The sequence below is a fragment of the Paracoccus sp. T5 genome (assembly GCF_048538155.2).
In the GTDB taxonomy this organism is placed as follows: domain Bacteria; phylum Pseudomonadota; class Alphaproteobacteria; order Rhodobacterales; family Rhodobacteraceae; genus Paracoccus.
The window spans coordinates 2,872,564-2,898,708 of sequence record NZ_CM135809.1 but is presented as its reverse complement, the minus strand read 5'-3'; the positions used below and the strand labels follow the sequence as shown (position 1 = coordinate 2,898,708).

Below are 26,145 nucleotides of genomic sequence, written 5' to 3'. Positions count from 1 at the left end.
GATGGCATGGCGATCCTTACCAGAGCGTTAACGCCTGCACGCTCGGGACCGGTCGCCCCGCCACGTCACGAAATGCCAAAGGCCGCCATGTCCCACGTCGTCACCCGCTTTGCCCCCTCGCCCACCGGCTACCTGCATATCGGGGGTGCGCGGACGGCACTGTTCAACTGGCTCTTTGCCCGCGGCCGGGGCGGGAAGTTCCTGCTCAGGATCGAGGATACCGATCGTGCCCGGTCCACCCCCGAGGCGACGGCCGCGATCCTGAAGGGGCTGGAATGGCTGGGCCTGGACTGGGACGGTGAGCCGATCAGCCAGTTCGCCCGAAAGGACCGCCATGCCGAGGTCGCACATCAGATGCTGGCGAACGGCACCGCCTACAAGTGCTTTTCCACCACCGAAGAGATCGCGACCTGGCGCGAGGCGAACCCGCGCCAGCCCTTTCTCAGCCCGTGGCGCGACGCGACCGACCTGCCCGACGCGCCCTTCGCGATCCGCCTGAAGGCCCCGCGCGCGGGAGAGACGGTGATCGACGACCAGGTGCAGGGCGCGGTCCGCGTGGCCAACGACCAACTGGATGACATGGTGCTGCTGCGCAGCGACGGCACGCCCACCTATATGCTGGCGGTGGTGGTGGACGATCACGACATGGGCGTGACCCATGTGATCCGGGGCGACGATCATCTGACGAACACCGCCCGCCAGATCCAGATCTATGACGCGATGGGCTGGGACCGCCCGGTCTTTGCCCATATTCCGCTGATCCATGGAGAGGACGGCAAGAAGCTGTCCAAGCGTCACGGCGCGGTGGGCCTGCATGAATTCGCGGCGCTTGGCTATCCTCCGGCGGCGATGCGCAACTATCTGGCGCGGCTTGGCTGGAGCCATGGCGACGACGAACTGTTCGACGACGCGCAGGCCCGCGCCTGGTTCGACCTGTCGGGCATCGGCCGGGCGCCCGCGCGGCTGGACTTCAAGAAGCTGGAACATGTCAGCGGCCACCACATCGGCCAGATGACCGACCGGGACGTGCTGGATGCGCTGGCGGATTACCTGTCCGAAACCGGCGCAGACCCCCTGACCGAGCTGCAGCGCAGCCGCATCCTGGGCGCGATGGGCGCGTTGAAGGAAAAGGCAAAAACCCTGCCGGCGCTGCTGGACCAGGCGCGTTTTGCGATGATCGAACGGCCGGTCCGGGTGGATGACAAGGCAGCCAAGAACCTGGACTCGGTATCCCGTGGTATGCTGAAATCATTGACTGCCGCAGTGCAGAATGCTAGCTGGAGCCGGGACGATCTGGAGGACGCGGCCAAGCAGGTTGCAGAGCAGAACGGCGTCGGGCTGGGCAAGATCGCGGGTCCCCTGCGCGCCGCTCTGGCCGGCACCAGCGCCACGCCCTCGGTGTTCGACATGATGACTGCGCTTGGCCGCGATGAAACGCTGGCCCGGCTTCAGGACCAGACCGATTTGGCAGGCTGAAGCCTGCCTCCACATGCCGGGCCCTCTGACGATCATTGCGGCGGATGGGCCGGCCAAGCCGGAAAGGACTCATAGGATGGCCGACAAGAGCGCCAAACTGCGAATCAACGACCAGGATTTCGATCTGCCCATCCTCAGCCCGACTAAGGGTCCGGACGTGCTGGACATCCGCAAGCTGTATGGCCAGGCGGACGTGTTCACCTATGACCCCGGCTTCACCTCGACGGCCAGCTGCGATTCCACCATCACCTTCATCGACGGCGACAAGGGAGAGCTGTGGTATCGCGGCTACCCGATCGAGCAGCTGGCGGCCAAGTCGCATTACCTCGAGGTCTGCTACCTGCTGCTCTACGGTGAACTGCCGACGGCCGAGCAGATGTCGGATTTCGAGGGCCGCGTCACGCGCCACACGATGGTGCATGAGCAGATGCACAACTTCTTCCGCGGCTTCCGCCGGGACGCGCATCCGATGGCCACGATGGTCGGCGTGATCGGGGCCATGTCGGCCTTTTATCACGATTCGACCGATGTGGCCGATCCGTGGCAGCGCGAGGTGGCGGCGATCCGGCTGATCGCCAAGGTCCCCACCATCGCGGCGATGGCCTACAAGTATTCGATCGGCCAGCCCTTCGTCTATCCGCAGAACGAACTGGATTACGCCAGCAACTTCCTGCACATGTGCTTCTCGGTCCCAGCCGAGAAATACACCGCCGATCCGGCGCTGGCGCGTGCGATGGACCGCATCTTCACCCTGCATGCGGATCACGAGCAGAACGCCTCGACCTCGACCGTGCGACTGGCGGGCTCGTCGGGGGCGAACCCGTTCGCCTGCATTGCCGCCGGCATCGCCTGCCTGTGGGGCCCCGCCCATGGCGGCGCGAACCAAGCCTGCCTGGAGATGCTGCGCGAGATCGGCACGGTGGAGCGGATCCCCGAATTCATCGCCCGCGCCAAGGACAAGTCCGACCCGTTCAAGCTGATGGGCTTCGGTCACCGGGTCTACAAGAACTTCGACCCGCGCGCGACGGTGATGAAGGAATCCGCCGACGAGGTTCTGGACCTGCTGGGCGTCAGGAACAACCCGACGCTGCAGGTCGCCAAGGAGCTGGAAAAAATCGCGCTGGAGGACGAGTACTTCATCGAGAAGAAGCTCTATCCCAACGTCGACTTCTATTCGGGCATCATCCTGGAGGCGATGGGCTTCCCGACCTCGATGTTCACGCCGATCTTCGCGCTGTCGCGCACTGTCGGCTGGATCGCGCAGTGGAAGGAAATGATCGGCGATCCGCAGAACAAGATCGGCCGCCCGCGCCAGCTGTATGTGGGCAGCGACAAGCGCGACTATGTCGACCTGACGGCGCGCTGAACCTGCTGTTCCATGACGTGACGGGGCCCCTTTGCGGGCCCCGTTTTCATGTGCCGGGCCGGGGGGCTTGCGCGGGCGGCACGGCAGTGGCAATGGGTCGGGCATGAGTGAACATGATCAGGCAGGGGCGCCCAGGCTGGCGCTGGTGACGGGGGCCTCGCGCGGATTGGGCGCGGCGATGGCCGAGGGGCTGGCCGCGCGCGGCTATCACGTGCTGGCGGTGGCCCGGACGGTGGGCGCGCTGGAGGAGCTGGACGACCGCATCCGCGCCGCCGGCGGTCAGGCGACGCTGGCGCCCATGGACGTGACCGAGCCCGCGGCCATGCAGCAGATGGTCGAGGCGATCCGGGGTCGCTGGGGCGGCTTGGACCTGTGGGTGCATAGCGCGGTGCACGCGGCACCGATGGCCCCCGCGCCGCATATCGAGGCGCGCGACTGGTCCAAGTCCGTGCTGCTGAACATCGAGGTGACGCGCGGGTTGATCGCCCTTCTTGAGCCGCTGCTGCGGGTCCGCGCCGGGACGGCGATGTTCTTTGACGACCCGCGTGGCGGGCAGAAATTCTTTGGCGCCTATGGGGCCACCAAGGCCGCGCAGATTGCCCTGGTGCAAAGCTGGCGGACGGAAACCGTGCAGACAGGTCCCCGCGTGGTGATCGAGGCGCCCGCGCCCATGCCCACCGCCGTCCGCGCGCGGTTCTATCCGGGCGAGGATCGCGCCGCCCTGACGCCCTGCAGGGTCGAGGCCGAGCGGATCCTGGACAGCCTTTGACCGAACACTAGTCTGCGCCGCGCGCCGTCCGGGGGCTGCCTGTCCCCCGCACGGCGCGCGGCCTTTCAGGCCAAAGGCGCCGTGGCCGCGGTCAGCCAGCTGCGCTCAGCCTCCTGCAGATCCGGCATCAGCGCCTCGCGTACCTGCGCATGATAGCGGTCGATCCAGTCGCGTTCGTCCCGTGACAGGGCCTGCAGGTCGATCAGCCGACGGTCGATCGGGCAGAGCGTCAGCGTCTCGAAGCCCAGCATGCGGCGGCCCGGCTCGGCCTCGGCCTCGGTCACGGCGACCAGGTTCTCGATCCGGATGCCAAAGCTGCCCTCGCGGTAATAGCCGGGCTCGTTCGACAGGATCATCCCGGCCTCCAGCGCCATGTCGCTGACGCGGCTGATCCGCACCGGTCCTTCATGCACGCAAAGGGCTGCGCCGACGCCATGGCCGGTGCCGTGGTCGAAGTCCATCCCCTCGACCCAGAGGAACTGCCGCGCCAGCGCGTCCAGATGCGCGCCCGCCACGCCCTTGGGAAAGCGCGCGCGGCTGAGCGCGATCATCCCCCGCAGCACGGCGGTGAAAGGTGCGACGGCATCGCCCCGCGCCTGGCCCAGGGCCACGGTCCGGGTGATGTCGGTCGTGCCATCCGCGTATTGCCCGCCCGAATCGATCAGCAGCAGGTCGCCCTCGGCCAAATGCCGGTTCGTCGCCTCGGTCACGCGGTAATGGACGATGGCCCCGTTCGGACCCGCCCCCATGATCGTGTCAAAGCTGATGTCGAGGATGCCCGCCTCGCGCCGCAGATCCTCCAGCTGCCGGACCACGTCGATCTCGGTCAGGGTGGCGGGGTCCTGTGCGTCCAGCCAGGCCAGCAGGCGCACCATCGCCAGGCCGTCCCGGTGATGGGCCGCGCGCATGCCCGCCATCTCGGCCGCGTTTTTGCGCGCCTTAGGTAGGATCGCGGGATCAGGGCCGGGGACGACATTGGTGCCCGCGTCCTCCAGAATGCGGAAGGCGGCCTCAGGCGCGCTGCCGGGATCCAGGCGCACCGGCCCCTCGAGGTCAGTCAGCGCGGCCGAGAGCGACTCGGGCGGCAGGATCGAGACTTGGTTGCCCAGGTGCGCCCGCAGGCTGTCGTCGAACTTGGCGGGATCGGCGAAAAGCGCCAGATCCCCGCTGTCCGACAGCACGGCAAAGGCCTGCACCACCGGGTTCTTGGGCAGGTCGCTGCCCCGGATGTTGAGCAGCCACGAGATCGAATCGGGCAGCGACAGGAAGGCGGCCGCCTGTCCCGCGGCCTTCAGTTCGGCGGCCAGGCGTGACCGCTTCTGCGCGGCACTTTCGCCGGCCAGCGCCTCGTCGTGGATGCGGGCCGCGCCGACCGGGGGGGCGGGGCGGTCGGGCCAGATGGCATCGACCGGGTTCGTCTCGACCGCGATCAGGGCGATGGCATGTTCGGCCAGCGCGGCCTCCATCGTGGCGATTTCCTTGCGCGTGTGCAGCCAGGGATCAAACCCCACCCGCCCGCCCTGCGGCAGGGCCTCGCGCAGCCATTCCGACGGACGCGTCTCTGGCCAGGGGATGGGCGTGAAATGCCGCAGGTCGATCTGCGCGCGGACCTGAACCCGATAGCGTCCGTCGATGAAGACGCCGGCCTGCTCCTGGGTGATGATGGCAAAGCCCGCGCTGCCGGTGAAGCCCGTCAGCCATGCCAGCCGCGCATCGGCATCGGCCACGTATTCGCCCTGATGCGCATCGGCGCGCGGTACGATGAAGGCCGCCAGCTGCTGGTCCCGCATCTTCGCGCGCAGGGCCGTCAGCCGGGCCGCGTGATCGCCGCCGCCGGCAGGGTCGTCAAAGCGCTGGAAACTCATAGCGTGATCGCCTTCATCACCTTGGGCTCGATCACCTGCACGCCGGGCAAGCCGTCGATCAGGACTTGGGCCGACTGTTCCAGCTGCGGGAAGGTCTTGTAATGGCAGGGGATGACGGTCTTGAAGTCGAAATAGCGCCGCGCCGCATAGGCTGCGCGGGCCATGTCCATGGTGAAATGCCCGCCGGTGCAGAGGATGCCGATATCCGGCTTGTGATAATCCCCCATCCACTCCATGTCGGCCATGATGTCGGTATCGCCCGACAGATAGATGACGTGACCCTCGCCGGCGATCATGTAGCCCGATTCGTGGCCCGCATAGATTGGCCCATCGGGCCCGGAGAGCGAGCTGGAATGCGTCGCATTGACCATCGTCACCTTGGCGCCGCCCAGGTCCACGGTGCCGCCCTTGTTGAAGCCGATCCCCTCGATCCCTTCGGCGCTCTCCCAGTGGCTGACGAGGTCGAAGATGCCCACCACCGGGATCTTCAGCTGCTTGGCCAGCGCCAGCGTGTCGCCGCTGTGGTCGCCATGGCCGTGGGTCAGCAGGATATGCGTCGCCCCCTTCACGGCCGCCTCGCGCGCCTCGGGCGGAAAGCTGGGATTGCCGGTCATCCAGGGGTCGATCAGGATGACGGCCCCTTCGATTTCCAGACGAAAGCCCGAATGGCCAAGCCAGGTCAGTTGCATCGCAGTCTCCTCTGTCCGTGTCGCGGGCAGGTTAGCGGTGCCCCTTCCGCGTGACCAGAACCCCCCGGCCGGCGATGCGGTTGCCTCGGGGACCGCTCAAACCGGCGCGGCGTCGTCCAGGCGCAGCCGCAGACGTTCGCGCCCGCCCCAGGTCGACAGTTCCAGCTTGCCGGCTAGGTGAAAGCGCCGGCCGCGGGCGCCGATCAGCGACGGGCCAAGCGGGCCGTCCATCGCGCCCCAGGCCACGGCCTCCAGCGCGGGCGCGCCGGGGCTGCGGAACTGCAGGCGCAGGTGGCGGTCGCCCATGGTGGCCGCGCTGTCGATCAGCTGGTCGGCAAAGGCAAAGCGCGGCGCCGGGGCGGCCTGCCCAAAGGGGCCGGCATCCTCCAGCATCCGGAACATCGCGGGCGTCGCACCCTGCGGCTCCAGCAGGCCCGAGATGCGCAGGTCGCGCCCCCCGGTCCGGCCGGCCAGGTCGGGGGCGATCAGCTCGGCCAGACGCTCCATCGCGGGGACGATCTTGGCCTCCTCGACGGTCAGGCCCGCCGCCATTTCATGACCACCGCCCTTCAGCAGCAGCCCTTCGCGTGCCAGGCGCTGGATCGCGCGGCCAAGATCGACCCCGGGCACCGACCGCGCGCTGCCCTTGCCGATGCCGCCTTCCACGCCGATCACGACCGAGGGCAGGTCCGTCGCCTCCTTGACCCGCGCCGCGACGATGCCCACGACGCCGGGGTGCCAACCGGCCCCGGCCGCCCAGGACAGGCGCTGTTCGCCCCGCGCCTCGACCTGCGCCAGCGCCTCGTCGCGCACGGCGGCCTCGATCGCGCGGCGGTCGCGGTTCAGCTCGTCCAGCTGGCGGGCCAGCGCATCGGCCTGATGCGGATCGCGGCAGGACAGGCACAGCGCGCCCAGATTTGCCCGCCCCACGCGGCCGCCAGCATTGATGCGAGGACCCAGCAGGAAGCCCAGGTGGAACGCGGCCGGCGGCCCGTCCAGCCGCGCGATATCCGACAGCGCGACCAGGCCCGGCCGCTGGCGCCGCGCCATGATCGCCAGCCCCTGCCGCACAAAGGCGCGGTTGACGCCCACCAGCGGCGCCACATCCGCCACCGTCGCCAGCGCCACCAGGTCCAGCATCGACATCAGGTCGGGTTCCGGCAGGCCCCGCGACCGCAGCACGCGGCCCGCCTGCACCAGCGTCAGGAAAACCACGCCCGCGGCGCAAAGATGGCTCAGGCTGCCATCCTCGTCCATGCGGTTCGGGTTCACCACCGCCAGCGCGGGGGGCAGCGTCTCTGCGCCCAGGTGGTGGTCCAGCACGATCACGTCGCAGCCCTGCGCCGCGGCCAGCGCCTCGTGGCTCAGCGTGCCGCAGTCGACGCAGACGATCAGGTCATGCGCTGCGGCAAGCCCGGTCATGGCGGGCACGTTCGGGCCATAGCCCTCGTCGATGCGGTCGGGGATATACAGCGTCGCCTCGCGACCCTGCCGGTGCAGCCAGTCCAGCAGCAGCGCAGCCGAAGATCCGCCATCCACGTCGTAATCGGCAAAGATCGCGATCCGCTGGCCTTGGACCGCCGCCTCGACCAGGCGCTCGGCGGCCTTGGCCATGTCGCGCAGGCTCAGGGGGTCGGGCAGCAGCTCGCGCAGCCGCGGCGTCAGAAAGCCGTCGCAGCCGTCGGGCGCGATGCCGCGTTCGGCCAGCACCCGCGCCACCGGCAGGGGCAGCGCGGCCTGCTGCGCCAGGCCCTCGGCCCGGCGTTCCAGATCCGCCTCCGGGCCGATCCAGCGCCGCCCGGTCAGCGAGCTGTCGATTCCCAGATATGCCACGCTGTCACTTCTTCTTCGCTAAGGTATCCCGGGGGAGCCCCGGACAGGGGCGGGGGCGCCGCCCCCGGATCCGGTCAGGCCTTGACGGGGTTGCGATAGATCATCCGCCGCACCGATCCGGTCTTCGAACGCATCAGAATCGTCTCGGTCGTCAGATAGCCGGGCTCGCGCTTGACCCCCGCCACGATCGAGCCGTTGGTCACGCCCGTCGCCGCAAAGATCACGTCCGCGGTCACCAGGTCGTCGCGGGAATAGACGCGGTCCAGGTCGGTGATCCCGGCCTTGCGGGCGCGGCCCTTCTCGTCGTCGTTGCGGAACAGCAGCCGGCCCCACATCTGGCCGCCCATGCATTTCAGCGCCGCCGCCGCCAGAACGCCCTCGGGCGCCCCGCCCGAACCCATGTACATGTCGATGCCGGTCAGTTCGGCCTCGGCGCAATGGATCACGCCGGCCACGTCGCCATCGGTGATCAGGCGGATCGCGGCGCCGGTCTGGCGGACCTCGGCGATCATGTCCTCGTGGCGCGGACGCTCCAGGATGCAGACGGTGATGTCGCGGTCCGACACGCCGCGGGCGCGGGCCAGCGCGCGCACGCGCTCGGCCGGGGACATGTCCAGGCTGACGACATCGACGGGATAGCCCGGACCCACGGCCAGCTTGTCCATATAGACGTCGGGCGCGTGCAGCAGCGTGCCGCGGGGCGCCATGGCGATCACCGTCAGCGCGTTCGGCATGTCCTTGGCGGTCAGCGTCGTGCCCTCCAGCGGGTCCAGCGCGATGTCCACCTCGGGACCGTCGCCGGTGCCGACCTCCTCGCCGATGAACAGCATCGGCGCCTCGTCGCGCTCACCCTCGCCGATGACGACGACACCCTTGATGTCCAGCATGTTCAGCTGGTCGCGCATGGCGTTGACGGCGGCCTGGTCGGCGGCCTTTTCGTCGCCATGGCCGATCAGCAGGGCCGAGGCGTGGGCCGCGGCCTCGCTGACGCGCGCCAGTCCCAGAGACAGCATGCGGTCGTTGAAATCCTTGGGTGCGGTCATGTCCTCGTCCCTTTTGATCAGATCATACGCGCTTCTAAGACCCGCCGCCGGGTGCGGCAAGGCCGTAGGCGCTAACGGTTCAGCTTTCCGTCAGCTCCAGGGCCAGGGCGTGGATCTGCGGCACGATGTCGCCAAGCGTCGCATGGACCAGCCTGTGGCGCTGCAGCCGCGAGAGGCCGGAAAAGGCGGGGCTGGCCATGCGGATGCGGAAATGGCTTTCGCCGCCCTCGCGAAAGCCCGAATGGCCCCGATGGCTCTCGCTTTCGTCGATCACTTCCAGAAGGGTGGGGTTCAGCCCCGCCAGGCGTTCCGTCATCTTGTCCGCGATCATCCACTTATCCTTCCGTCAAGGTCTTTCATGTCCCGCCAAATGGCATAAACTGCCGCCTCCGAGTCGCAAAGGTGCCCCTTTCATGAGCAAGAACGACCCGTTCGGTTTCGACATCTCGGCCGCCAAGGACAAGAAGCGCAAGTCCAAGGGCCGGCGCGGGATGTCGGGTGCCTTCGAGACCTCGACCCGCATCTGCGAGCGCGAGGGCTGCGAGGAGGCCGGCCAGTACCGGGCGCCCAAGAACCCCCGGAACCTCGACGACTATTTCTGGTTCTGCAAGGAGCATGTCCGCGAATACAACGCGAACTGGAATTACTTCCAGGGCCAGTCCGAAGAAGAGTTCCAGCAGTTCATCGACAACGCGACGGTCTGGGAACGCCCGACCAAGCCCTTTGGCCGCGCGGCGCAGGAGGACAAGTGGGCCCGCCACGGCGTCAGCGACCCGCTGGAGATCCTGGGCGCCAACGGCACCGCCCCCGAGGCGCGCGCGCAGGTCAGCACGCGCAAGCTGCCCCCCACCGAACGCCGGGCGCTGGACATCCTGGAGGCCAAGGACAGCTGGACCCGCGCCGAGATCCGCAAGCAGTACAAGTCGCTGGTCAAGGACCTGCACCCGGACATGAACGGTGGCGACCGGTCGGACGAGGATCGCCTGTCCGAAGTTGTCTGGGCCTGGGACCAGATCAAGGACAGCCGCTTCATCCGCGACTGAGGCCGTTCAGCGGCGCAGGCGGCCCGCGGCGACGCCCAGCAGGGCCGCCAGCAACAGCAGCAGCGCCGGAAGATCGCCGGACCGGCTCCAGGGCGTTGGGGGCAGGGCGCCAGGCAGCGGGGCGTCGATCCGGCCGGCCACGTTCAAGGGCAGGCTGTCGCGGATCCGGCCGCGCGCGTCGATGACCGCGCTGACCCCGGTATTGGCGGCGCGCACCATCGGCAGCCCCGTCTCGATCGCCCGCAGGCGGGCCTGCGCCAGGTGCTGGTAGGGCCCCGAGATGCGGCCGAACCAGGCGTCGTTGGTGGCCTGCAGAAGCCATGCGGGGCGCGCGTCCAGGTTGCGCAGGTGGCGGGAAAAGATCGCCTCGTAGCAGATCAGCGGCTGAAAGGGCGGGGCATCGCCCGCGGTCATCAGCACCGGGCCCGGACCTGCGGAATATCCGTTGCCTTGCTGGGCCGCAAAGGCGCCGATGCCGATCCGGGCCAAGGCGTCGCCCCAGGGCATGTATTCGCCGAAAGGCACCAGGTGGAACTTGTCATAGACCTGGGTGACGCGGCCCCCTGGTTCCAGCGCGGCCAGGCTGTTGTAGAACCGGCTGCCCTCGCGCCGCTGGATGCCCATGACCAGCGGCCCGCCGGCGGCCTCGGTCATCACCGGCAGCAGGTCCGTCGCGTCCTCCAGCAGGAAGTTCACCGCCGTTTCGGGCCAGATCACCAGGTCGTGGTCGCCCGGCTCGGATGACAGGTCCAGCAGGCGGGTAAAGAAGATGCGCGCCCATTCCGGGTCCCATTTCAGGTGCTGCGCGGCATTCGGCTGCACGATTCGCAGGGAGGTCTGGCTGTCCGGCGGCAGGGGGGAGGCCAGCCGCGCCAGCCCAAGGGCCCAAGTGGCGCCGGTCAGGACGATCGCGGCCAGGATGCCCGGCAGAAGCGCCGTGACGGGGGACCGGCCGGGGCGCCACAGCAGGACCGGCAGGGCGGCCAAGACCAAGGTCAGGATGCTGAGGCCCAATGCCCCCGTCCAGGCCGCCCATTGCGCCACCGGCGTGTCGATCCACCCATGCCCGATCATTGCCCAGGGAAAGCCGGTGAAGATCCAGCCGCGCAGCCAGTCCGACAGGGCCAGCGCCACCGCGATCGCCAGCGCCTGCATGCGCCAGCCGCGCGCCAGCCGCGCCGCAGCCCAGCAGGGGATCGCCCAGAAAAGGGCGCCTCCCAAGGCCATCAGCAGCAGGGCAAAGGGCGCCATCCAGCCGTGCCGGGCGACATCAACCAGGAAGGGTTCGGTGATCCAGAAGAGGGCCAGCGCAAACCAGCCGAAGCCCGCAGCCAGCGCATGCCAAGAGACCGCGGCGGCGCGGGCGCGCGCCAGCCGCCATAGGAGCAAAGACAGGGCCAGCGGCGTGGCCCCCCAGATGCCGAAAGGCGCAAGGCCAAGGGCAGCGACCAGCCCGAGGCCCAGGTCCGGCGCAAGGTCGCGCAGGGGCGGGCGGCCCCGGCGCGCCAGGCGCGGCGGGACCAGGCTGGAGCGTCGCGCCCGCATCACGCCTCGGCGTCAGCGTCCTTGGACTGGCTGACGGGTTCTGCGGCGTCCGCCTTCTTGCGGCGGGTGCGCTTGGGCTTGTCGGCCGGAGCCTCGGCCATCTCGGCGGGGACGTCCTCGGCCTTCTTGCGGCGGGTGCGCTTGGGCTTCTCGGCAGGCTCGGCGCCTTGTTCGGCCTCGGGTTGCGCCTCGGCGGCGGCCTTGCGGCTGCGTGTCCGCTTCGGGGCTGGCTGGTCGGCGACGTCCCCCTCGGCGGCCTCGGCTTTCTTGCGGCCACGGCGTTTCGGCTTGGCCGATGCCTCCTCGGGCGCCGCGACGGGCGCATCGGCCTGAGGCTCGGGCGCTTCCGTGACCGGCTGCTGAGCCTCTGCGGCCGGAACTGCCGGGGCCTCGGGCTCTGCGGCAGGCGCGGCGGCCTCCGGTGCACGGGCCTCAGATGTCACGGCCTCATGCGCGGCGGCCTCGGACTTGCGGCGTCCCCGGCTGCGGCGCGGGGTGGGGGCAGGCTCGGCCGCCTCGGCGGCAGCGGGCTGCGCCGGCACGTCTTCGGGCGTCTCGGTCATCTCTGCGGTCCGCAACTCGACCAGCATGAACTGGGGAACATGGTCGCCCATGCCCATGACCTGATGGCCACGACCCTCCTGATCACGGCCCCGGCGCCCGTCGCGGCGGTCATCCCGACGATCGCCCCGGCGATCTTCGCGACGCTCCTCACGACGTTCCTCGCGGCGCGGCTCATCCCGACGACCGTTCTCGGCCCGAGGCTCGGCGCGGGCTTCGGCACGCTGTTCGGCACGGGGCTCGGCGGGTTTGGGTTCGGGACGCGCTTCGGGCTGGGGCTCGGCCACGGCCAGATCCACGACGGCTTCGGATGTACGGTCTTCGTCGCGGCGCGGCCGGCGGCGACGCTCGCGGCTGCCGCCCTTGCGCTCCTCGCGCTCGCGCGGCTGTTCGGGCGCGGGGGCGCTGGAGGCCGACGAAAAGCCGGCCGGCATCTCGGCCCGGGGCAGGGATTTCTTCAAGAGCGCCTCGATTGCGGTCAGGTATTTCTCGTCGGAGGGGGTCGCGATGCTGACGGCCGTGCCAAGTCGCCCGGCGCGGCCGGTGCGGCCGATGCGGTGGACGTAATCTTCGGCATGGCTGGGCAGGTCATAGTTGAAGACATGGCTGACGGCCGGGATGTCCAACCCGCGCGCCGCCACGTCGGAGGCGATCAGCAGGCGCAGCTTGCCGTCGCGGAACGATTCCAGCGTGCGGGTCCGCTGGCTCTGGTCCAGGTCGCCGTGGATCGGCGCGGCGTCATAGCCATGCTTGGCCAGCGACTTGGCCAGGATGTCCACATCGGTCTTGCGGTTGCAGAAGATGATCGCGTTTGTCAGCGCCTCGCCCTCGGCATCGACCAGCGCGCGCAGCAGGTCGCGCTTCTGCTTGGCGGCCATGTCGCGGCGGGTGGGGGACAGCTCGATCAGGCGCTGCGTGATCGTCTCGCTGGCCGTGGCCTGGCGGGCGACCTCGACACGTTCGGGCGCATGCAGGAAGGTGTTGGTGATGCGCTCGATCTCGGGCGCCATGGTGGCGCTGAAGAACAGCGTCTGGCGCGTGAAGGGCGTCAGCTGGAAGATGCGCTCGATATCGGGAATGAAGCCCATGTCCAGCATGCGGTCGGCCTCGTCCACGACCATGATCTGCACGCCGGTCAACAGCAGCTTGCCGCGTTCGAAATGGTCCAGCAGCCGGCCGGGGGTTGCGATCAGCACGTCGACGCCCCGGTCGATCAGCTTGTCCTGTTCGCCAAAGCTGACGCCGCCGATCAGCAGCGCCTTGGTCAGGCGGGTGTGCTTGGCATAGGTGTCGAAGTTTTCCGCCACCTGGGCGGCCAGTTCGCGGGTCGGGCACATCACCAGGCTGCGCGGCATGCGCGCGCGCGCGCGGCCACGGCCCAGCATGGTGATCATCGGCAGCACAAAGCTGGCGGTCTTGCCGGTTCCGGTCTGCGCGATCCCCAGGACGTCGCGGCCTTCCAGGGCGGGCGGGATGGCCCCCTGCTGGATGGGCGTCGGCGTCTCGTAGCCTGCTTCCAGGACGGCCTGCAGCACCTTGGGATCAAGCTTCAGATCAGAAAATTTTGTCATTCGGGGCTTTCCATTAAGCCGCGCCGAATTCTGGCGCGATGCGTTCCATGCCGCGCGCTCCAGTGGCGCCGCTGCGGCAAAGTTGGGACGCAGTCACGGACGCCCCGCCTTGATGCCTGCCGGATGCAGGCCAGCATCGCCTAGCCCAAACTCTCTGCGCCGTCAATCTTTTGCGTGAAGGGCCCCGGAACCCGATCGGCCGCTGCTGGCTTGACTGCACGGCGCGGACGAAGGGACGGACATGGACGGCGATGTGATGCAGGCACTGACCCCGGTGCAGGTGGTGGCACTGGTGGGGGTTCTGGGCGTGGGCGCCCAATGGCTAGCCTGGCGGTTCCGCCTGCCAGCCATCGTGCTGATGCTGGGGGTGGGCCTGGTGGTGGGCCCGGTGCTGGGCTGGTTCATTCCCGACCGCGACCTGGGGCCGATCTATCGTCCGCTGATCAGCGTGGCCGTCGCCATCATCCTGTTCGAGGGCGGGCTGACGCTGGAATATCACCGCCTGGGGGATGCCCGACCCGCCGTGAAGCGGCTTGTCTTCCTGGGGGCGCCGCTTGGATGGGCGCTGTCGGCGCTGGTCCTTTGGCTGGCGGTGGGGCTGTCCTGGCAGGCGGCGGCGGTCTTTGGCGGCGTCATGGTGGTCACGGGCCCGACGGTCATCGCCCCGATGCTGCGCCAGGCGCGGCTGCGGGCCCGTCCCGCGCAGGTCCTGCAATGGGAGGCGATCGTCAACGACCCGATCGGTGTCCTGATCGCCGTCCTGCTGCTGGAGATCGTGCTGGTCCTGGAAACCGGCCTGTCGATGGGCGCGGCGGCCTGGCTGCTGGGAACCGGGATCGGCTTTGCCGCGCTGGCGGGTTGGGCGGGGGGGCAGGCAATGGCCCTTTCCTTCCGGCGGGGCTGGGTGCCCGAATACATGAAAGTGCCGATGCTGTTCGTCAGCGTCATCGCCATCTTCGCCGTCACCGACAGCGTCCTGCATGAAACCGGCCTGCTGGCCGTCACGATCATGGGGATGGTGCTGGCGAACGCGAAGCTGTCCTCCTACACCGAACTGCACCGCTTCAAGGAGCAGGCGACGATCCTGCTGGTCTCGGGGGTCTTTGTGCTGATGGCCTCTTCCCTGGATTTCGCAAGCCTTGAGCAACTGACCTGGCGGGCGGCGCTGTTCGTGGTCTTCACCGTCGCCCTGGCGCGTCCGTTGCAGGTGCTGCTGCCGCTGATCGGGACGCGGCTGCCGATGAACGAGCGCTGGCTGATCGCGCTGACCGGTCCGCGCGGCGTGGTGATGGTCGCGGTCTCGGGCCTGTTCGGCGACAAGCTGGTCGAGGCGGGCATTCCCGACGGCGCGGCCCTGGCGCCCTTGGCCTTCATCATCGTGCTGGCGACGGTGATCATCCACGGCTTTACCCTGGCGCCGCTGGCGCGGCGGCTTGGCCTGTCGGGGCCCGAGCGTCCGGGCCTGCTGGTGGTGGGCGGGTCGCCTTTCGCGGTGGCGCTGGCGCAGGCGCTGGAGAAGGCGGGCGTCGGCACGCTGATCGCCGATACGAACCGCCAGCATCTGATCCAGGCGCGGCAGGCGGCCATCCCGACCTATTACGGCGACATCCTGGGCGAGGCGGCCGAGCATCAGGTCGAGTTCATTGCCTATCCGGCCGTTCTGGCAGCGTCGGACAACGATGCCTACAACACTCTGGTCGCCACCGACCTGGGGCCGGAACTGGGCCGCGACGCGGTCTGGCAGATCAGCCGGGTGCGCGACCAGTCCCGGCATGCGCTGCCGGCGCAGCTGGGCGGGCAGCGGCTGGCGAATTCGCCGACCTTCGACGCGCTGAACCAGCGCTTGGCCGAGGGATGGACCCTGCGCAGCACCCGCCTGTCGGACGAATACGACCTTGACGACTGGCAGGCGGACCGTCCGGGGGCCGAGCCGCTGGTCGTCGTCTCCAAGGCCGGGACGCTGCGCTTCAATGCCGAGGATCAGCCGGTCGCGGTGCAATCGGGCGACTGGATCACCGCCTTCGTGCCGCCGGCCCTGTCGGCACCGAAGGACGGTGGCGAGGATGATCTGGCCGCCGAGGCCGCCGACGTGGCGCGCCAGCATCGCGAAAAGGCCGAAACGGGCAGCTGAGCGGGGCAATGTGTTGACCTCCCCCGACCTCAGGCGTTAACCCGCGGGGGTCAATCAGGAAGCCCAAGATGAACCTTTTCACCGATCTCCGCGGCGTCGTCGTCGAGGCGCTGGACCAGATGGCCAAGGCCGGCGAGTTGCCGCAGGGCCTGGACTTGGCCAATGTGACGGTCGAGCCGCCGCGCGATCCCGCCCATGGCGACATGGCCACCAATGCCGCGATGGTGCTGGCCAAGCCCGCCGGCATGAAGCCGCGCGACATCGCCGAAAAGCTGGCCGCCCGCCTGACCGACCCCCGCATCTCTGCGGCCGAGGTGGCGGGACCAGGTTTCCTGAACCTGCGCCTGTCGCCGGTCGTCTGGCAGCAGGTCGTCGCGGCCGCGCTGAAGGCCGGCGCGGAATTCGGCCGGTCCGACATGGGCGCGGGCCAGCGGGTCAACATCGAATTCGTCAGCGCCAATCCGACGGGGCCGATGCATGTGGGCCATGTCCGCGGCGCGGTCTTCGGCGACGCATTGGCGCGCCTGCTGGCCTTTTCCGGCCATGACGTGACGCGCGAATACTATATCAACGACGGCGGGGCGCAGGTCGATGTGCTGGCGCGGTCGGCCTATGAACGCTATCGCGAGGCCAACGGGCTGGAGCCCGAGATCCGCGAGGGGCTTTATCCCGGCGACTACCTGATCCCGGTCGGCGCGGCGCTGAAGGAAAAATACGGCGACAGCCTGCTGGACAAGCCCGAAGAGGACTGGCTGGTCGAGATCCGCGAGTTCGCGACCCAGGCCATGATGGAACAGATCCGCGGCGATCTGGCGGCGCTTGGCGTGCAGATGGACGTCTATTCCAGCGAAAAGGCGCTTTACGGCACCGGCAAGATCGAGGCGGCGATCGCCCGGCTGAAGGAAATGGACCTGATCTATCGCGGCGTGCTGGAGCCGCCCAAGGGCAAGCTGCCCGAGGATTGGGAACCGCGCGAGCAGCTGCTGTTCCGCTCCTCCGCGCATGGCGATGACGTGGACCGGCCGATCCAGAAGTCGGACGGCGCCTGGACCTATTTCGCGCCCGACATCGCCTATCACTTCGACAAGATCGAGCGCGGCTTCGACCAGCTGATCGACGTCTTCGGCGCCGACCACGGCGGCTATGTCAAGCGCATGAACGCGGCGGTCAAGGCGCTGTCGGACGGGCGCGTGCCCCTGGATGTCAAGCTGATCCAGCTGGTCAAGCTGTTCAAGAACGGCGAGCCGTTCAAGATGTCCAAGCGCGCCGGCACCTTCGTCACCCTGCGCGACGTGGTCGAGGAGGCGGGGGCCGACGTCACCCGCTTCATCATGCTGACGCGCAAGAACGATGCGGCGCTGGATTTCGACTTTGCCAAGGTGCTGGAACAGTCCAAGGACAACCCCGTCTGGTATGTCCAATACGCCAGCGCCCGGGTCCATTCGGTCCTGCGCCGCGCGGCCGAGGCGGGAATCGACGTCAGCGATTCTGCCCTGACCGGCGCGGACCTGTCGGTCCTGAACCACCCCGCCGAGCTGGAACTGGCGCGCAAGGTCGCGGAATGGCCGCGGCTGGTCGAACATGCCGCCCGCGCGCACGAGCCGCACCGCGTCGCCTTCTTCCTCTATGACATCGCCTCTGACCTGCATTCGCTGTGGAATCGCGGCAATGACGACACGTCCCTGCGTTTCGTGCAGGATGGCGATCACGGCACCAGCCGAGGAAAAATTGCGCTGGTCCGGGCAGTTGGCGTTGTTATTTCAAGCGGTCTCGCTATTCTTGGGGTGACTCCGGCAGAAGAAATGCGCTGACGAACAGCGTCGCTGCCGGGTGAGGCTCTGAGCAGGCAAAGTTAATCCGGAACAACCGGCAGGCAGGCAGACATGGCAGTGATGGATTTCCGCGAAGGCGGCTATGTGTTCTCGCGTCACAAGGTGAAGCGCGAATTCTCCTATGACCAGGGGGGCTGGAACGCCCCGCAGGACCAGGACGCGGCGGATCCCCGCGCCGAGGCGGACGGCCTGACCGGGCGGCTGGCGCGGCTGACCCATTACATGGGCGCGGTCGCCTCGGTCGCGCTGATGGTCGGGTTGATGGCCTGGGGCTGGCAGCTGATGTCGCGCGATGTCTCGGGCGTGCCGGTGATCCGCGCGATCGAGGGCGAGGCCCGCACCACGCCGGAAGATCCGGGGGGCCAGCTGACGAACCACACCGGCCTTGCGGTCAACAGCGTGGCCGGCGGCGAGGCTGCGGTTCCCGCCCAGGAGGTCGCGATCGCCCCCGCCCCGGTCGAACTGTCGGAGGATGACGTGGCCATGGGCCAGCTGGGCGCCACCGCGCGCGAGCCCTCGAACCCGTCCGAGACGCCCCTGACCTTTGCCGGCGAGCCGATCGTTCCACTGTCCGACAGCGAGGCGCGCGCCCAGGCCGAGGCGCAGGCCGCCGCCGCCGCGGAACGGGCGCTGGCCGACCAGGCGGTGAACGATGCCGCCATCATCGACGCCCCGGCCTCGGAGGGGCCGGTCACGGATGTCGTTACGGACGAGAATGGCGTCCCGACCCAGGCCGTCGCCATTGCCGAGGCGCTGGCCCAGGCCCAGGCCGAGGCCGATCCCGGGGTGCTGGTCGCCTCCAGCCGCCCGGCACCGCGGCCGCGGACCGTGACCCGCGTGGCCGCGGTCGCACCTGCCGCCGCGCCGACGCCCGTCGTGGAGACCGCCCCAGCCCCCGCCGAGGCGCCGGTGGAACGCCCCGCCGCCGCCAGCAGCGCCGGTGGCCCGCTGGTCCAGGTCGGCGCCTTCGACAGCAACGCCATCGCCGAGAATGAGTGGCAGCGCCTGGCCGGCCGCAACGGCTCGCTCTTCTCCGGCAAGGCGCCGGTCATCCAGCAGCACCAGTCGAACGGGCGCACCTTCTGGCGGCTGCGCGTCGCCGGCTTTGGTTCGATCAGCGAGGCGCGACAGTTCTGTTCGGCGCTGCAATCCTCGGGAACGGACTGCCTGGCCCTGGGCCAGTGACCGCATGAGCCATGGCGCCACCATCCTGGGCGGCATCGCCGGCCTGTCGCTGACGGCCGACGAGGTCGCCTTTTTCCGCGATGCCGACCCTTGGGGGTTCATCCTTTTTGGCCGCAACGTCGACAGCCCCGACCAGCTGCGCCGCCTGACCGGCCAGCTGCGCGAGGCCGTCGGGCGGGATGCCGTCATCACCGTCGACCAGGAGGGCGGACGGGTCCAGCGCCTGCGTGCGCCCCATTGGATCGACTGGCCGGCACCGCTGGATCAGGCGGCGGCGGGCCTGCGAGCCATGTGGCTGCGCTATCACTTGATCGGCCAGGAGCTGCGGGCGGTGGGGATCGATTCGAACTGTGCGCCGACGCTGGACGTGGCGCAGGCCGACACGCATCCTTTCCTGCGCAATCGCTGCCTGGGATCGGACCCGGATCGCGTCGCCGAACTGGGGCGTGCGGCGGCTGATGGCCTTTTGGCGGCGGGGGTGCTGCCGGTGGTCAAGCATATGCCGGGCCACGGCCGCGCCGTTGCCGACAGCCATCACGACCTGCCCGTGGTGGAGGCGGCCGAGGCCGAGCTTCAGGCGCTGGATTTCGCGCCCTTCCGGGCGCTGTCGGACCTGCCGATGGGCATGACCGCGCATATCCGCTTTCCCGCTCTGGACGACGCGCCGGCCACAGCCTCCAGTCGGATGATCGCGCTGATCCGCCAGGACATCGGCTTTGATGGGCTGCTGATGACCGACGACATCACCATGAACGCGCTGTCGGGAACCGAGGCCGAACGGGCCGCTGCCTCGCTGGCCGCCGGGTGCGACCTGGTGCTGCACTGCAACGGCACCATTGCGCAGATGCAGCCGGTCGTGGCGGCCGCGGGCACCATGTCCGCCGAGGCGGGCCGTCGGGCCGAAGCCGCCCTGGCCCGGCGCGTGGCGCCCCAGCGGGCCGACATCGCCGCTCTGATGGGCGAATGGCGCGCGCTGACCGCTTGACAGAGGGGCGGGCGGGCCTGACCCTGTCGGGCCGATCCAAGGAGACAGCGTGGCCAAGCCCAAGGTTCCCTATCTGAAGCCCGTGCCCGACGACGGCGTCGACGCCGCCGAGGTGGCGCAGCGCCGCGCGGACGAGGCGCTGATCGTCGATGTGGACGGCTACGAGGGCCCGCTGGACCTGCTGCTGACGCTGGCGCGCACGCAGAAGGTCGACCTGCTGAAGATCCGCGTGCTGGACCTGGCTGAACAGTACCTGGCCTTTGTCGAGGAGGCCCGCGCCCTGCGGATCGAACTGGCCGCCGATTACCTGGTCATGGCCGCCTGGCTGGCCTTCCTGAAATCCCGCCTGCTGCTGCCCCCCGACCCCCAGGCCGACGGCCCGTCGGCCGAGGACATGGCCGCGCATCTGGCCTTTCAGCTGGAGCGCCTGGCCGCCATGCGTGAGGTGGCCGCCCAGCTGATGGGGCGCGACCGGCTTGGCCAGTCCCGCTTTGCCCGCGGCGCCCCCGAGATCGTGGCCCGCAGCCGCAAGACCCAGTGGCAGGCGGGGCTGATCGACCTGATGCGCGCCTATGCCCGGTTGAAGACCCGCGACGAGTTCCGCCCCTATGCTTTCGACCGCCACGACGTCTTCACGATGGAGCAGGCACTGGAGCGGTTGCGCCGGCTGATCGGCTTTACCGGCGAATGGACGGACCTGTCGGTGTTTCTGCCCGATGGCTGGCATTCCGATCCCAAGCGCCGCCGCAGTGCCACCGCGGCGACCTTTGCCGCCTCGCTGGAGCTTGCGCGCCAAGGCCGGCTGGAGATACGGCAGGCCGAGACCTTTGCTCCCATCAGCTATCGGCACCGACCCCATGACGACCGCGCCTGATCCCGCCGCTGATTTCCCGCCGCCGCCCCTGGCCCAGCAGGAGCGGATGGTCGAGGCGATCCTGTTCGCTGCCGTCCAGCCGCTGTCGCTGCACGACATCGGGAAACGGATGCCCGCTGGCTGCGATCCGGCCGAGGCGCTGGCCGCGCTGCGCCGCAGCTATGACGGGCGGGGGGTCGTGCTGGAGCGCACCGGCGACGCCTATGCCTTTCGGACCGCGCCGGACCTGTCCTTCCTGATGCAGGCCGAGACGGTGGACAGCCGCCGCCTGTCCCGGGCCGCGGTCGAGACCTTGGCGATCATCGCCTATCACCAGCCGGTCACGCGGGCCGAGATCGAGGAGATCCGCGGCGTCGCCGTCAGCCGCGGCACATTGGACCAGCTGATCGAGATGGAGTGGGTGCGCGTCGGCCGCCGCCGCATGACGCCCGGCCGGCCAGCCACCTATGTCGTGACCGAGGCTTTCCTGGACCATTTCGGGCTGGAATCTGCCCGCGACCTGCCGGGCCTGTCGGAGTTGCGGGCGGCTGGCCTGCTGGAATCGCGTCCGCCTGCGGAGGGGTTGGCGCTGCCCCTTGCGGGTGATCCCGAGGATGCCGACATCGACGTGGGGGACAGCGGCGCGGACCCCGCCGACGACCTGTTCGACGACGACTGAAAGCTGTGCCGATGAACATGAACCAGCTGCTCCACATGTTCGCCCGCTTCGCGATGACCTGGGGCAGCAAGCGCATGGCGGGCAGGGCGCGACGGGGGCAGGGCGGGAGCCGGCAGACGCGGGACCTGGTCCGGCGGATGCACATGCTGGCGCGCCTGATCCGCCGCTGAGCCTCTCGCCTTTTCGCGCGGCGCGCGCTAGGGCTGCGCGATGGACATTCCCGATTTCGACATTTTCCTGGTCGCCACGCCCGGCCTTGAGGCGCCCCTCGCGGCCGAGGCTGCGGCCCTTGGCTGGCAGCCGGTGATCCAGCCCGGCGGCGTCACCATCCGCGGCGGCTGGAGCGATGTGTGGCGTGCCAACCTGTGGCTGCGCGGTGCGACCCGCGTGCTGGCCCGCGTCGGCGGTTTCCGCGCGATGCACCTGGCGCAGCTGGACAAGCGTGCCCGCAAGTTTCCCTGGGGCGACCTGCTGCGCCCCGACTTGCCGGTCAAGGTCGAGACGGTCTGCAAGGCCTCCCGGATCTACCACGCCGGCGCCGCCACGCAGCGGATCGAGCGGGCCATCACCGAGGAACTGGGCGCCCCGCTGGCCGCCGATGCGCCGATGACGGTGAAGGCCCGGATCGAGGACGACCTGGTCACCTTCAGCCTGGATACGACCGGCGAATCGCTGCACAAGCGCGGCCACAAGGAGGCCGTCGCCAAGGCCCCCATGCGCGAGACGATGGCCGCGATGTTTCTGGCGCAGATGGGCTTCGACGGCAGCCAGCCGGTGCTGGACCCGATGTGCGGCTCGGGCACCTTCGTTCTGGAGGCGGCCGAGATCGCCCTGGGCCTGGCGCCGGGCCGCAGCCGCGCCTTTGCCTTTCAGCAGCTTGCCAATTTCGATGCCGCAGCTTGGGCGCGGATGAAAGCCGATGCCGCGCCGCGCCCGGCGCCCGCGCAGTTCTTCGGCAGCGACCGCGATCCCGGCGCGGTGCGGATGAGCCAGGCGAATGCCGAACGTGCCGGAGTGACAGGGATCACGCAGTTCCAGACCTGCCAGATCACCGATCTTCAGCGTCCCGACTGCGCCCCCGGCATCGTCATCGTGAACCCGCCCTATGGCGCCCGGATCGGCAACAAGGGGCCCCTGTTCGGCCTGCATGCGCAGATGGGCGAAGTATTTCGCAGCCGCTTCCCCGGCTGGCGCGTCGGCATCGTCACCAGCGAGGCGGGGCTTGCAAAGGCGACCGGCCTGCCCTGGCAGGCCCCGGGACCAATCGTGGCGCATGGCGGGCTGAAGGTCCGCCTGTGGCAGACCGGGCCGCTTTAGCGGAACTGCTTGGCCAGCTTCAGGCCTTGGCCCTGGTAGTTGGACTTGATCCCCTCGCCATAGAGGCGCTCGGGGCGGGCGGCCATGCGTTCATAGACCAGCCGGCCCACGACCTGTCCATGTTCCAGCACGAAGGGCGCCTCGTGGCAGCGGACCTCCAGCACGCCCCGCGCGCCTGCGCCCGTGGCGCCGATGCCAAAGCCTGGATCGAAGAAGCCGGCGTAATGCACCCGGAATTCCCCGACCATCGCCAGGAAGGGCGCCATCTCCGCCGCGTAATCGGCGGGGATGGCCACCGATTCGCGGCTGACCAGGATGTAGAAGGCGCCGGGGTCCAGGATCAGGCGGCCCTCGGTCGTGCGCAGCTCGTCCCAGAACTCGGCGGCGGGGTATTCGCCGATGCGGTCCAGGTCGATCACCCCGCTGTGCGGCCGGGCGCGATAGCCGACAAGGTCGCCGGCCGCCGGACGTAGGTCGACCGAAAAGCCCAAGCCATGGTCGATCAGCGCCTGCCCGTCGCCGACCAGCGGCTCGCGCGCGTGCAGATCGGCCAGCTGCGCATCGGTCAGAACCGCCTGTCCGCACCGCAGGCGCAGCTGGTTCAGGCGCATGCCCGGACGCACCAGGACCGAAAAGCTGCGCGGGCAGATCTCGGCATAGAGGGGGCCGTCATAGCCTTCGGGCAGGCGGTCGAACTCGGTCCCGTCATCGGTCACCAGGCGCGTCAGCAGGTCCAGCCGCCCGGTCGAGGATTTGGCATTGGCCACGGCGGACAGGCCCGGCGGCAGGCTGATGCGCTCCTGCAGCGGCACCAGGTAGACGCAGCCGCGTTCCAGCACGGCGCCATTCGACAGGTCCATCTGGTGCATGCAGAAATCATCCAGCCTGTCCGCGATGCGGCGCCCGCGTCCGGCCAGGAAGCTGGCGCGCAGCCGATAGGCCTGGGTGCCAAGCCGCAGGTCCAGCGAGGCAGGCTGGATCTGTTCGGGAATGATGGGGCTGTCGGCGGCGATCGCGCCGGTGCGGATCAGTTCGCGGATCTCGCTGTCAGGCAGGACACCGTTCATCTTGGTCTCCATGACCCGAGGAGCAGAAAAGGGAAACGCCCACCCCTGAAAAGGGATGGGCGTTTTCGGAATGGTCGGGCCGGAGAGATTCGAACTCTCGGCCTTCCGCCCCCCAGACGGACGCGCTAACCAGGCTGCGCCACGGCCCGACGCGCCTCGTATAGTGCGATCGGGCGGGGATGCACAAGGGCTGCCGTGCGGAAATCTTGCCCAATTTGCAGCGCCCTGTCAGGACAGCCGCAACATCGCCTGGCCAAGGCGCAGCGCGACGGGATGGGCGGCGGGCCAGCGCGGGTCGGAGGGCGTCAGCCCCTCCAGCATCCGGGCAAATTTGGTCAGGCGGGACAGCCACAGGGCCGGCGGCGGGCACAGGGCAGGGGGCTGGCTGGCCGGCAGCACGGGATCGGCTGGCATGTCGGCCAGGGACAGTTCAGGCAGATCCGCGCTGACCAGGTCCGCCGCGGGCGGGGCGATCCCGTCGTCCAGCACATCGACACCGGCTGCGACATCCGGCAGCGCCGCAAGGCGCGCCAATCCACGCGCCCGCACCGCCTCGCCCCGGTCGGCCGCGATCAGCTTACGTGCGCCGCGGATGGTCAGCCCCTCATCGCGCAGCAATTCACAGATGCCGGCGGCCAGCGCCAAGTCGGCGGGGCGGTAATAGCGGCGGCCATCGGGGCGCTTCATCGGCCGCAGCAGGGGGAACTGGGTTTCCCAATAGCGAAGCACATGCGGGGCGACGCCGATCAGGCTTGCCACCTCGCCGATCGACCGGAATGCCTCTGCGCCCTTTTGCATCCTGTGAAGGTGACCTTACCGCTTGTTGCCGGCAGCCACGCGGTCCTTCATCAGGTGCGAGGGGCGAAAGGACAGGACGCGACGGGGGGTGATCGGCACCTCTTCCCCGGTCTTGGGGTTGCGGCCGATCCGTTCATTCTTGTCGCGGACCGAGAAGGTGCCGAAGGACGAGATCTTGACCTGCTCGCCGCGCACCAGCGCGTCCGAGATGTGGTCCAGCACGCTTTCGACAAGCTGCGCCGATTCGTGCCGCGACAGGCCGACATCGCGGAACACCGCTTCGGCCAGATCCATCCGGGTCAGAGTCTTGTCGCCCATTGTCGGTCCTCTTGGTTGCGTGAAGGATGGTGCGCTTTGCCTGCCCTGTCAACGAGAAGGGCGGGGAAATCGTTCCCCGCCCGACACTTGCGATGGTGCTGGATGCGATTATTGGGCGCAGGCCTCGATCGCGGCCAGGTCCGGACCGTCCGGGGTCCGCCCCAGGTTGAACGGCGCCGAGGCGTCACGCCAGGTGGCATAATCCTGAAGATAGCTCAGCTGGCTGGCATAGACCTTGGCCGACATCGGGTTTTCGCAGGCCACTTCCTGGATCGTCTCGTTGGCCAGCTGCTGCACGCGTTCCAGGGCTGCATCGTCCAGGCGGGTGATCTCGGTGCCGGCTTCGGTGAACTGGCCATAGGCCTCGGTCGCTCGCTTCTCGGTGAAGCTGAGGCTCCACAGCATGGTCGCGTCGGCGGCGATCTTCAGCCGCTCCTGCGTCTCCTCGTCCAGCGCGTCCCAGGCCCCCTTGTTGATCATCACCCCGAAGACCGAGGAGGACTGGTGCCAGCCGGGGGTCGACCAGTATTTCGTCACCTGCTGGAAGCCGCCCGAGAAATCGACGTTCGGGGTCGAGAATTCGGCCCCGTCGATCACGCCGCGCTCCAGCGACTGATAGATCTCGCCGCCTGCCATGCTGACTTGGTTGCCGCCCAGCTTTTCCAGCAGCTTGCCCTGTTCCAGGCCCGACAGGCGCAGGCGCAGCCCGGCCAGATCCTCCAGCGTGCGAATCGGCTGGCTGACGGTACGGAATCCCGATTCGTTGTTGGTGACGCCATAGGGCAGATAGACCATGCCGAACTGGCCATAGACCTCATTGTACAGGTCGTCTCCGCCCCATTCCTGGATCCAGTTCACGTAATCGACCGCGTTGAACAGGCTGGCCGTGGTCGCCAGGGGCGAAAAGGCGCTGTTGCGGCCCGCCCAATAGCCCGGCCAGTCGGCGCCCGCCTGGATGGTGCCCGATTCGACCGCGCCGAAGACCTCTCCGGCCGGGACCAGGCTGCCGCCCTCGTAGAATTCGATCGTCAGCTTGTCGTCGTCCACCAGCTTGTTGGCCAGATCGACCCAGTGCTTGTCGATCTCGATCAGCTCCAGGCTGGAAGGCCAGGTCGTCGTCATCGTCCAGTTCTCGGCCAGGGCAGGGCTTGCCGTGGCCAGCGCCAGCGCGGCGGTCGTCAGCAGGTGTTTCATCTTTTCATCCTCCTCATGAAAAACG

Annotated in this window: 22 protein-coding genes, 1 tRNA gene and 1 pseudogene; 12 read left to right on the top strand and 12 right to left on the bottom strand. The window is 68.9% G+C overall.

Features of this window, described 5'->3' with window-relative positions:
- Positions 1-72 precede the first annotated feature (72 nt).
- From gltX to ACNR9W_RS14265, 3 genes are all read left to right on the top strand, one after another.
- Positions 73-1,476 (top strand): glutamate--tRNA ligase, encoded by a 1,404-nt coding sequence (gltX, locus tag ACNR9W_RS14275; protein WP_419270080.1) that lies wholly within the window; start codon positions 73-75, stop codon positions 1,474-1,476.
- 76 nt (positions 1,477-1,552) lie between these two features.
- Entirely contained in the window at positions 1,553-2,842 is a 1,290-nt protein-coding gene (locus ACNR9W_RS14270; protein ID WP_419270081.1) for a citrate synthase, read from the top strand.
- Positions 2,843-2,945: 103 nt separating this feature from the next.
- Complete coding sequence (locus tag ACNR9W_RS14265; protein WP_419270083.1) at positions 2,946-3,611, top strand: SDR family NAD(P)-dependent oxidoreductase; 666 nt, start codon at positions 2,946-2,948, stop codon at positions 3,609-3,611.
- A 65-nt stretch (positions 3,612-3,676) separates the two neighbouring features.
- On the opposite strand, the gene ACNR9W_RS14260 is transcribed toward ACNR9W_RS14265, so the two are convergent.
- The 5 genes from ACNR9W_RS14260 to ACNR9W_RS14240 all read right to left on the bottom strand — a co-directional run bounded on the left by ACNR9W_RS14260 (position 3,677) and on the right by ACNR9W_RS14240 (position 9,372).
- Complete coding sequence (locus ACNR9W_RS14260; RefSeq protein ID WP_419270084.1) at positions 3,677-5,476, bottom strand: aminopeptidase P family protein; 1,800 nt, start codon at positions 5,474-5,476, stop codon at positions 3,677-3,679.
- Complete coding sequence (locus tag ACNR9W_RS14255; protein ID WP_419270085.1) at positions 5,473-6,165, bottom strand: metal-dependent hydrolase; 693 nt, start codon at positions 6,163-6,165, stop codon at positions 5,473-5,475. Before ACNR9W_RS14255 ends, ACNR9W_RS14260 begins: the two co-directional genes overlap by 4 nt.
- A 96-nt stretch (positions 6,166-6,261) precedes the next feature.
- Positions 6,262-7,998: a single-stranded-DNA-specific exonuclease RecJ gene (gene recJ, locus ACNR9W_RS14250; RefSeq protein ID WP_419270087.1), complete on the bottom strand. Its 1,737-nt coding sequence runs from the start codon at positions 7,996-7,998 to the stop codon at positions 6,262-6,264.
- 74 nt (positions 7,999-8,072) lie between these two features.
- Positions 8,073-9,041 (bottom strand): class II fructose-bisphosphatase, encoded by a 969-nt coding sequence (gene glpX / locus ACNR9W_RS14245; RefSeq protein WP_419270089.1) that lies wholly within the window; start codon positions 9,039-9,041, stop codon positions 8,073-8,075.
- Positions 9,042-9,120: 79 nt separating this feature from the next.
- Entirely contained in the window at positions 9,121-9,372 is a 252-nt protein-coding gene (locus ACNR9W_RS14240) for a BolA family protein (RefSeq protein WP_419270091.1), read from the bottom strand.
- A gap of 82 nt (positions 9,373-9,454) precedes the next feature.
- Here ACNR9W_RS14240 and ACNR9W_RS14235 point away from each other — a divergent pair, with 82 nt between their 5' ends.
- Entirely contained in the window at positions 9,455-10,084 is a 630-nt protein-coding gene (locus ACNR9W_RS14235; RefSeq protein ID WP_111299791.1) for a DnaJ domain-containing protein, read from the top strand.
- A 6-nt stretch (positions 10,085-10,090) separates the two neighbouring features.
- On the opposite strand, the gene lnt is transcribed toward ACNR9W_RS14235, so the two are convergent.
- Together lnt and ACNR9W_RS14225 are read right to left on the bottom strand one after the other, a co-directional pair.
- Positions 10,091-11,629, bottom strand: coding sequence for an apolipoprotein N-acyltransferase (gene lnt / locus ACNR9W_RS14230; RefSeq protein ID WP_419270093.1), 1,539 nt, complete (start codon positions 11,627-11,629; stop codon positions 10,091-10,093).
- Between the two features lie 515 nt (positions 11,630-12,144).
- Positions 12,145-13,761, bottom strand: a pseudogene (locus ACNR9W_RS14225) (DEAD/DEAH box helicase); the annotation flags it as partial.
- A 241-nt stretch (positions 13,762-14,002) separates the two neighbouring features.
- Here ACNR9W_RS14225 and ACNR9W_RS14220 point away from each other — a divergent pair.
- The 8 genes from ACNR9W_RS14220 to ACNR9W_RS14185 all read left to right on the top strand — a co-directional run bounded on the left by ACNR9W_RS14220 (position 14,003) and on the right by ACNR9W_RS14185 (position 22,743).
- Positions 14,003-15,892 carry a cation:proton antiporter gene (locus tag ACNR9W_RS14220; protein ID WP_419270095.1) on the top strand — a complete coding sequence of 630 codons (1,890 nt, stop codon included), beginning with the start codon at positions 14,003-14,005 and terminating at the stop codon, positions 15,890-15,892.
- A 68-nt stretch (positions 15,893-15,960) separates the two neighbouring features.
- Complete coding sequence (gene argS, locus ACNR9W_RS14215; protein ID WP_419270097.1) at positions 15,961-17,703, top strand: arginine--tRNA ligase; 1,743 nt, start codon at positions 15,961-15,963, stop codon at positions 17,701-17,703.
- Positions 17,704-17,775: 72 nt separating this feature from the next.
- Positions 17,776-18,909, top strand: coding sequence for an SPOR domain-containing protein (locus ACNR9W_RS14210; protein WP_419270099.1), 1,134 nt, complete (start codon positions 17,776-17,778; stop codon positions 18,907-18,909).
- 4 nt (positions 18,910-18,913) lie between these two features.
- A complete protein-coding gene (gene nagZ, locus ACNR9W_RS14205) occupies positions 18,914-19,894 on the top strand; it encodes a beta-N-acetylhexosaminidase (protein ID WP_419270100.1) in 981 nt (326 codons plus the stop codon).
- A 49-nt stretch (positions 19,895-19,943) separates the two neighbouring features.
- Positions 19,944-20,768: a segregation and condensation protein A gene (locus ACNR9W_RS14200; protein ID WP_419270102.1), complete on the top strand. Its 825-nt coding sequence runs from the start codon at positions 19,944-19,946 to the stop codon at positions 20,766-20,768.
- Positions 20,752-21,426 (top strand): SMC-Scp complex subunit ScpB, encoded by a 675-nt coding sequence (scpB, locus tag ACNR9W_RS14195; protein WP_419270104.1) that lies wholly within the window; start codon positions 20,752-20,754, stop codon positions 21,424-21,426. Before ACNR9W_RS14200 ends, scpB begins: the two co-directional genes overlap by 17 nt.
- Positions 21,427-21,443: 17 nt before the next feature.
- Positions 21,444-21,596 carry a hypothetical protein gene (locus tag ACNR9W_RS14190; protein ID WP_419270106.1) on the top strand — a complete coding sequence of 51 codons (153 nt, stop codon included), beginning with the start codon at positions 21,444-21,446 and terminating at the stop codon, positions 21,594-21,596.
- 40 nt (positions 21,597-21,636) lie between these two features.
- The gene (locus ACNR9W_RS14185) at positions 21,637-22,743 is read left to right on the top strand and encodes a THUMP domain-containing class I SAM-dependent RNA methyltransferase (protein ID WP_419270108.1); all 1,107 of its coding nucleotides are present in this window, start codon (positions 21,637-21,639) and stop codon (positions 22,741-22,743) included.
- On the opposite strand, the gene ACNR9W_RS14180 is transcribed toward ACNR9W_RS14185, so the two are convergent.
- The 5 genes from ACNR9W_RS14180 to dctP form a co-directional block, all read right to left on the bottom strand.
- On the bottom strand, positions 22,740-23,810 hold the full coding sequence (locus ACNR9W_RS14180) for a 2'-deoxycytidine 5'-triphosphate deaminase (RefSeq protein WP_419270110.1): 1,071 nt from the start codon (positions 23,808-23,810) through the stop codon (positions 22,740-22,742). The two genes, ACNR9W_RS14185 and ACNR9W_RS14180, sit on opposite strands and share 4 nt — an antisense overlap.
- Before the next feature lie 71 nt (positions 23,811-23,881).
- A tRNA-Pro gene (locus ACNR9W_RS14175) sits at positions 23,882-23,959 on the bottom strand.
- 79 nt (positions 23,960-24,038) lie between these two features.
- Positions 24,039-24,608 (bottom strand): MerR family transcriptional regulator, encoded by a 570-nt coding sequence (locus ACNR9W_RS14170; protein ID WP_419270112.1) that lies wholly within the window; start codon positions 24,606-24,608, stop codon positions 24,039-24,041.
- A 15-nt stretch (positions 24,609-24,623) separates the two neighbouring features.
- Positions 24,624-24,926, bottom strand: coding sequence for an integration host factor subunit alpha (ihfA, locus tag ACNR9W_RS14165; protein ID WP_111299768.1), 303 nt, complete (start codon positions 24,924-24,926; stop codon positions 24,624-24,626).
- Between the two features lie 108 nt (positions 24,927-25,034).
- Positions 25,035-26,120 carry a TRAP transporter substrate-binding protein DctP gene (dctP, locus tag ACNR9W_RS14160; protein ID WP_419270114.1) on the bottom strand — a complete coding sequence of 362 codons (1,086 nt, stop codon included), beginning with the start codon at positions 26,118-26,120 and terminating at the stop codon, positions 25,035-25,037.
- Positions 26,121-26,145 lie beyond the last annotated feature (25 nt).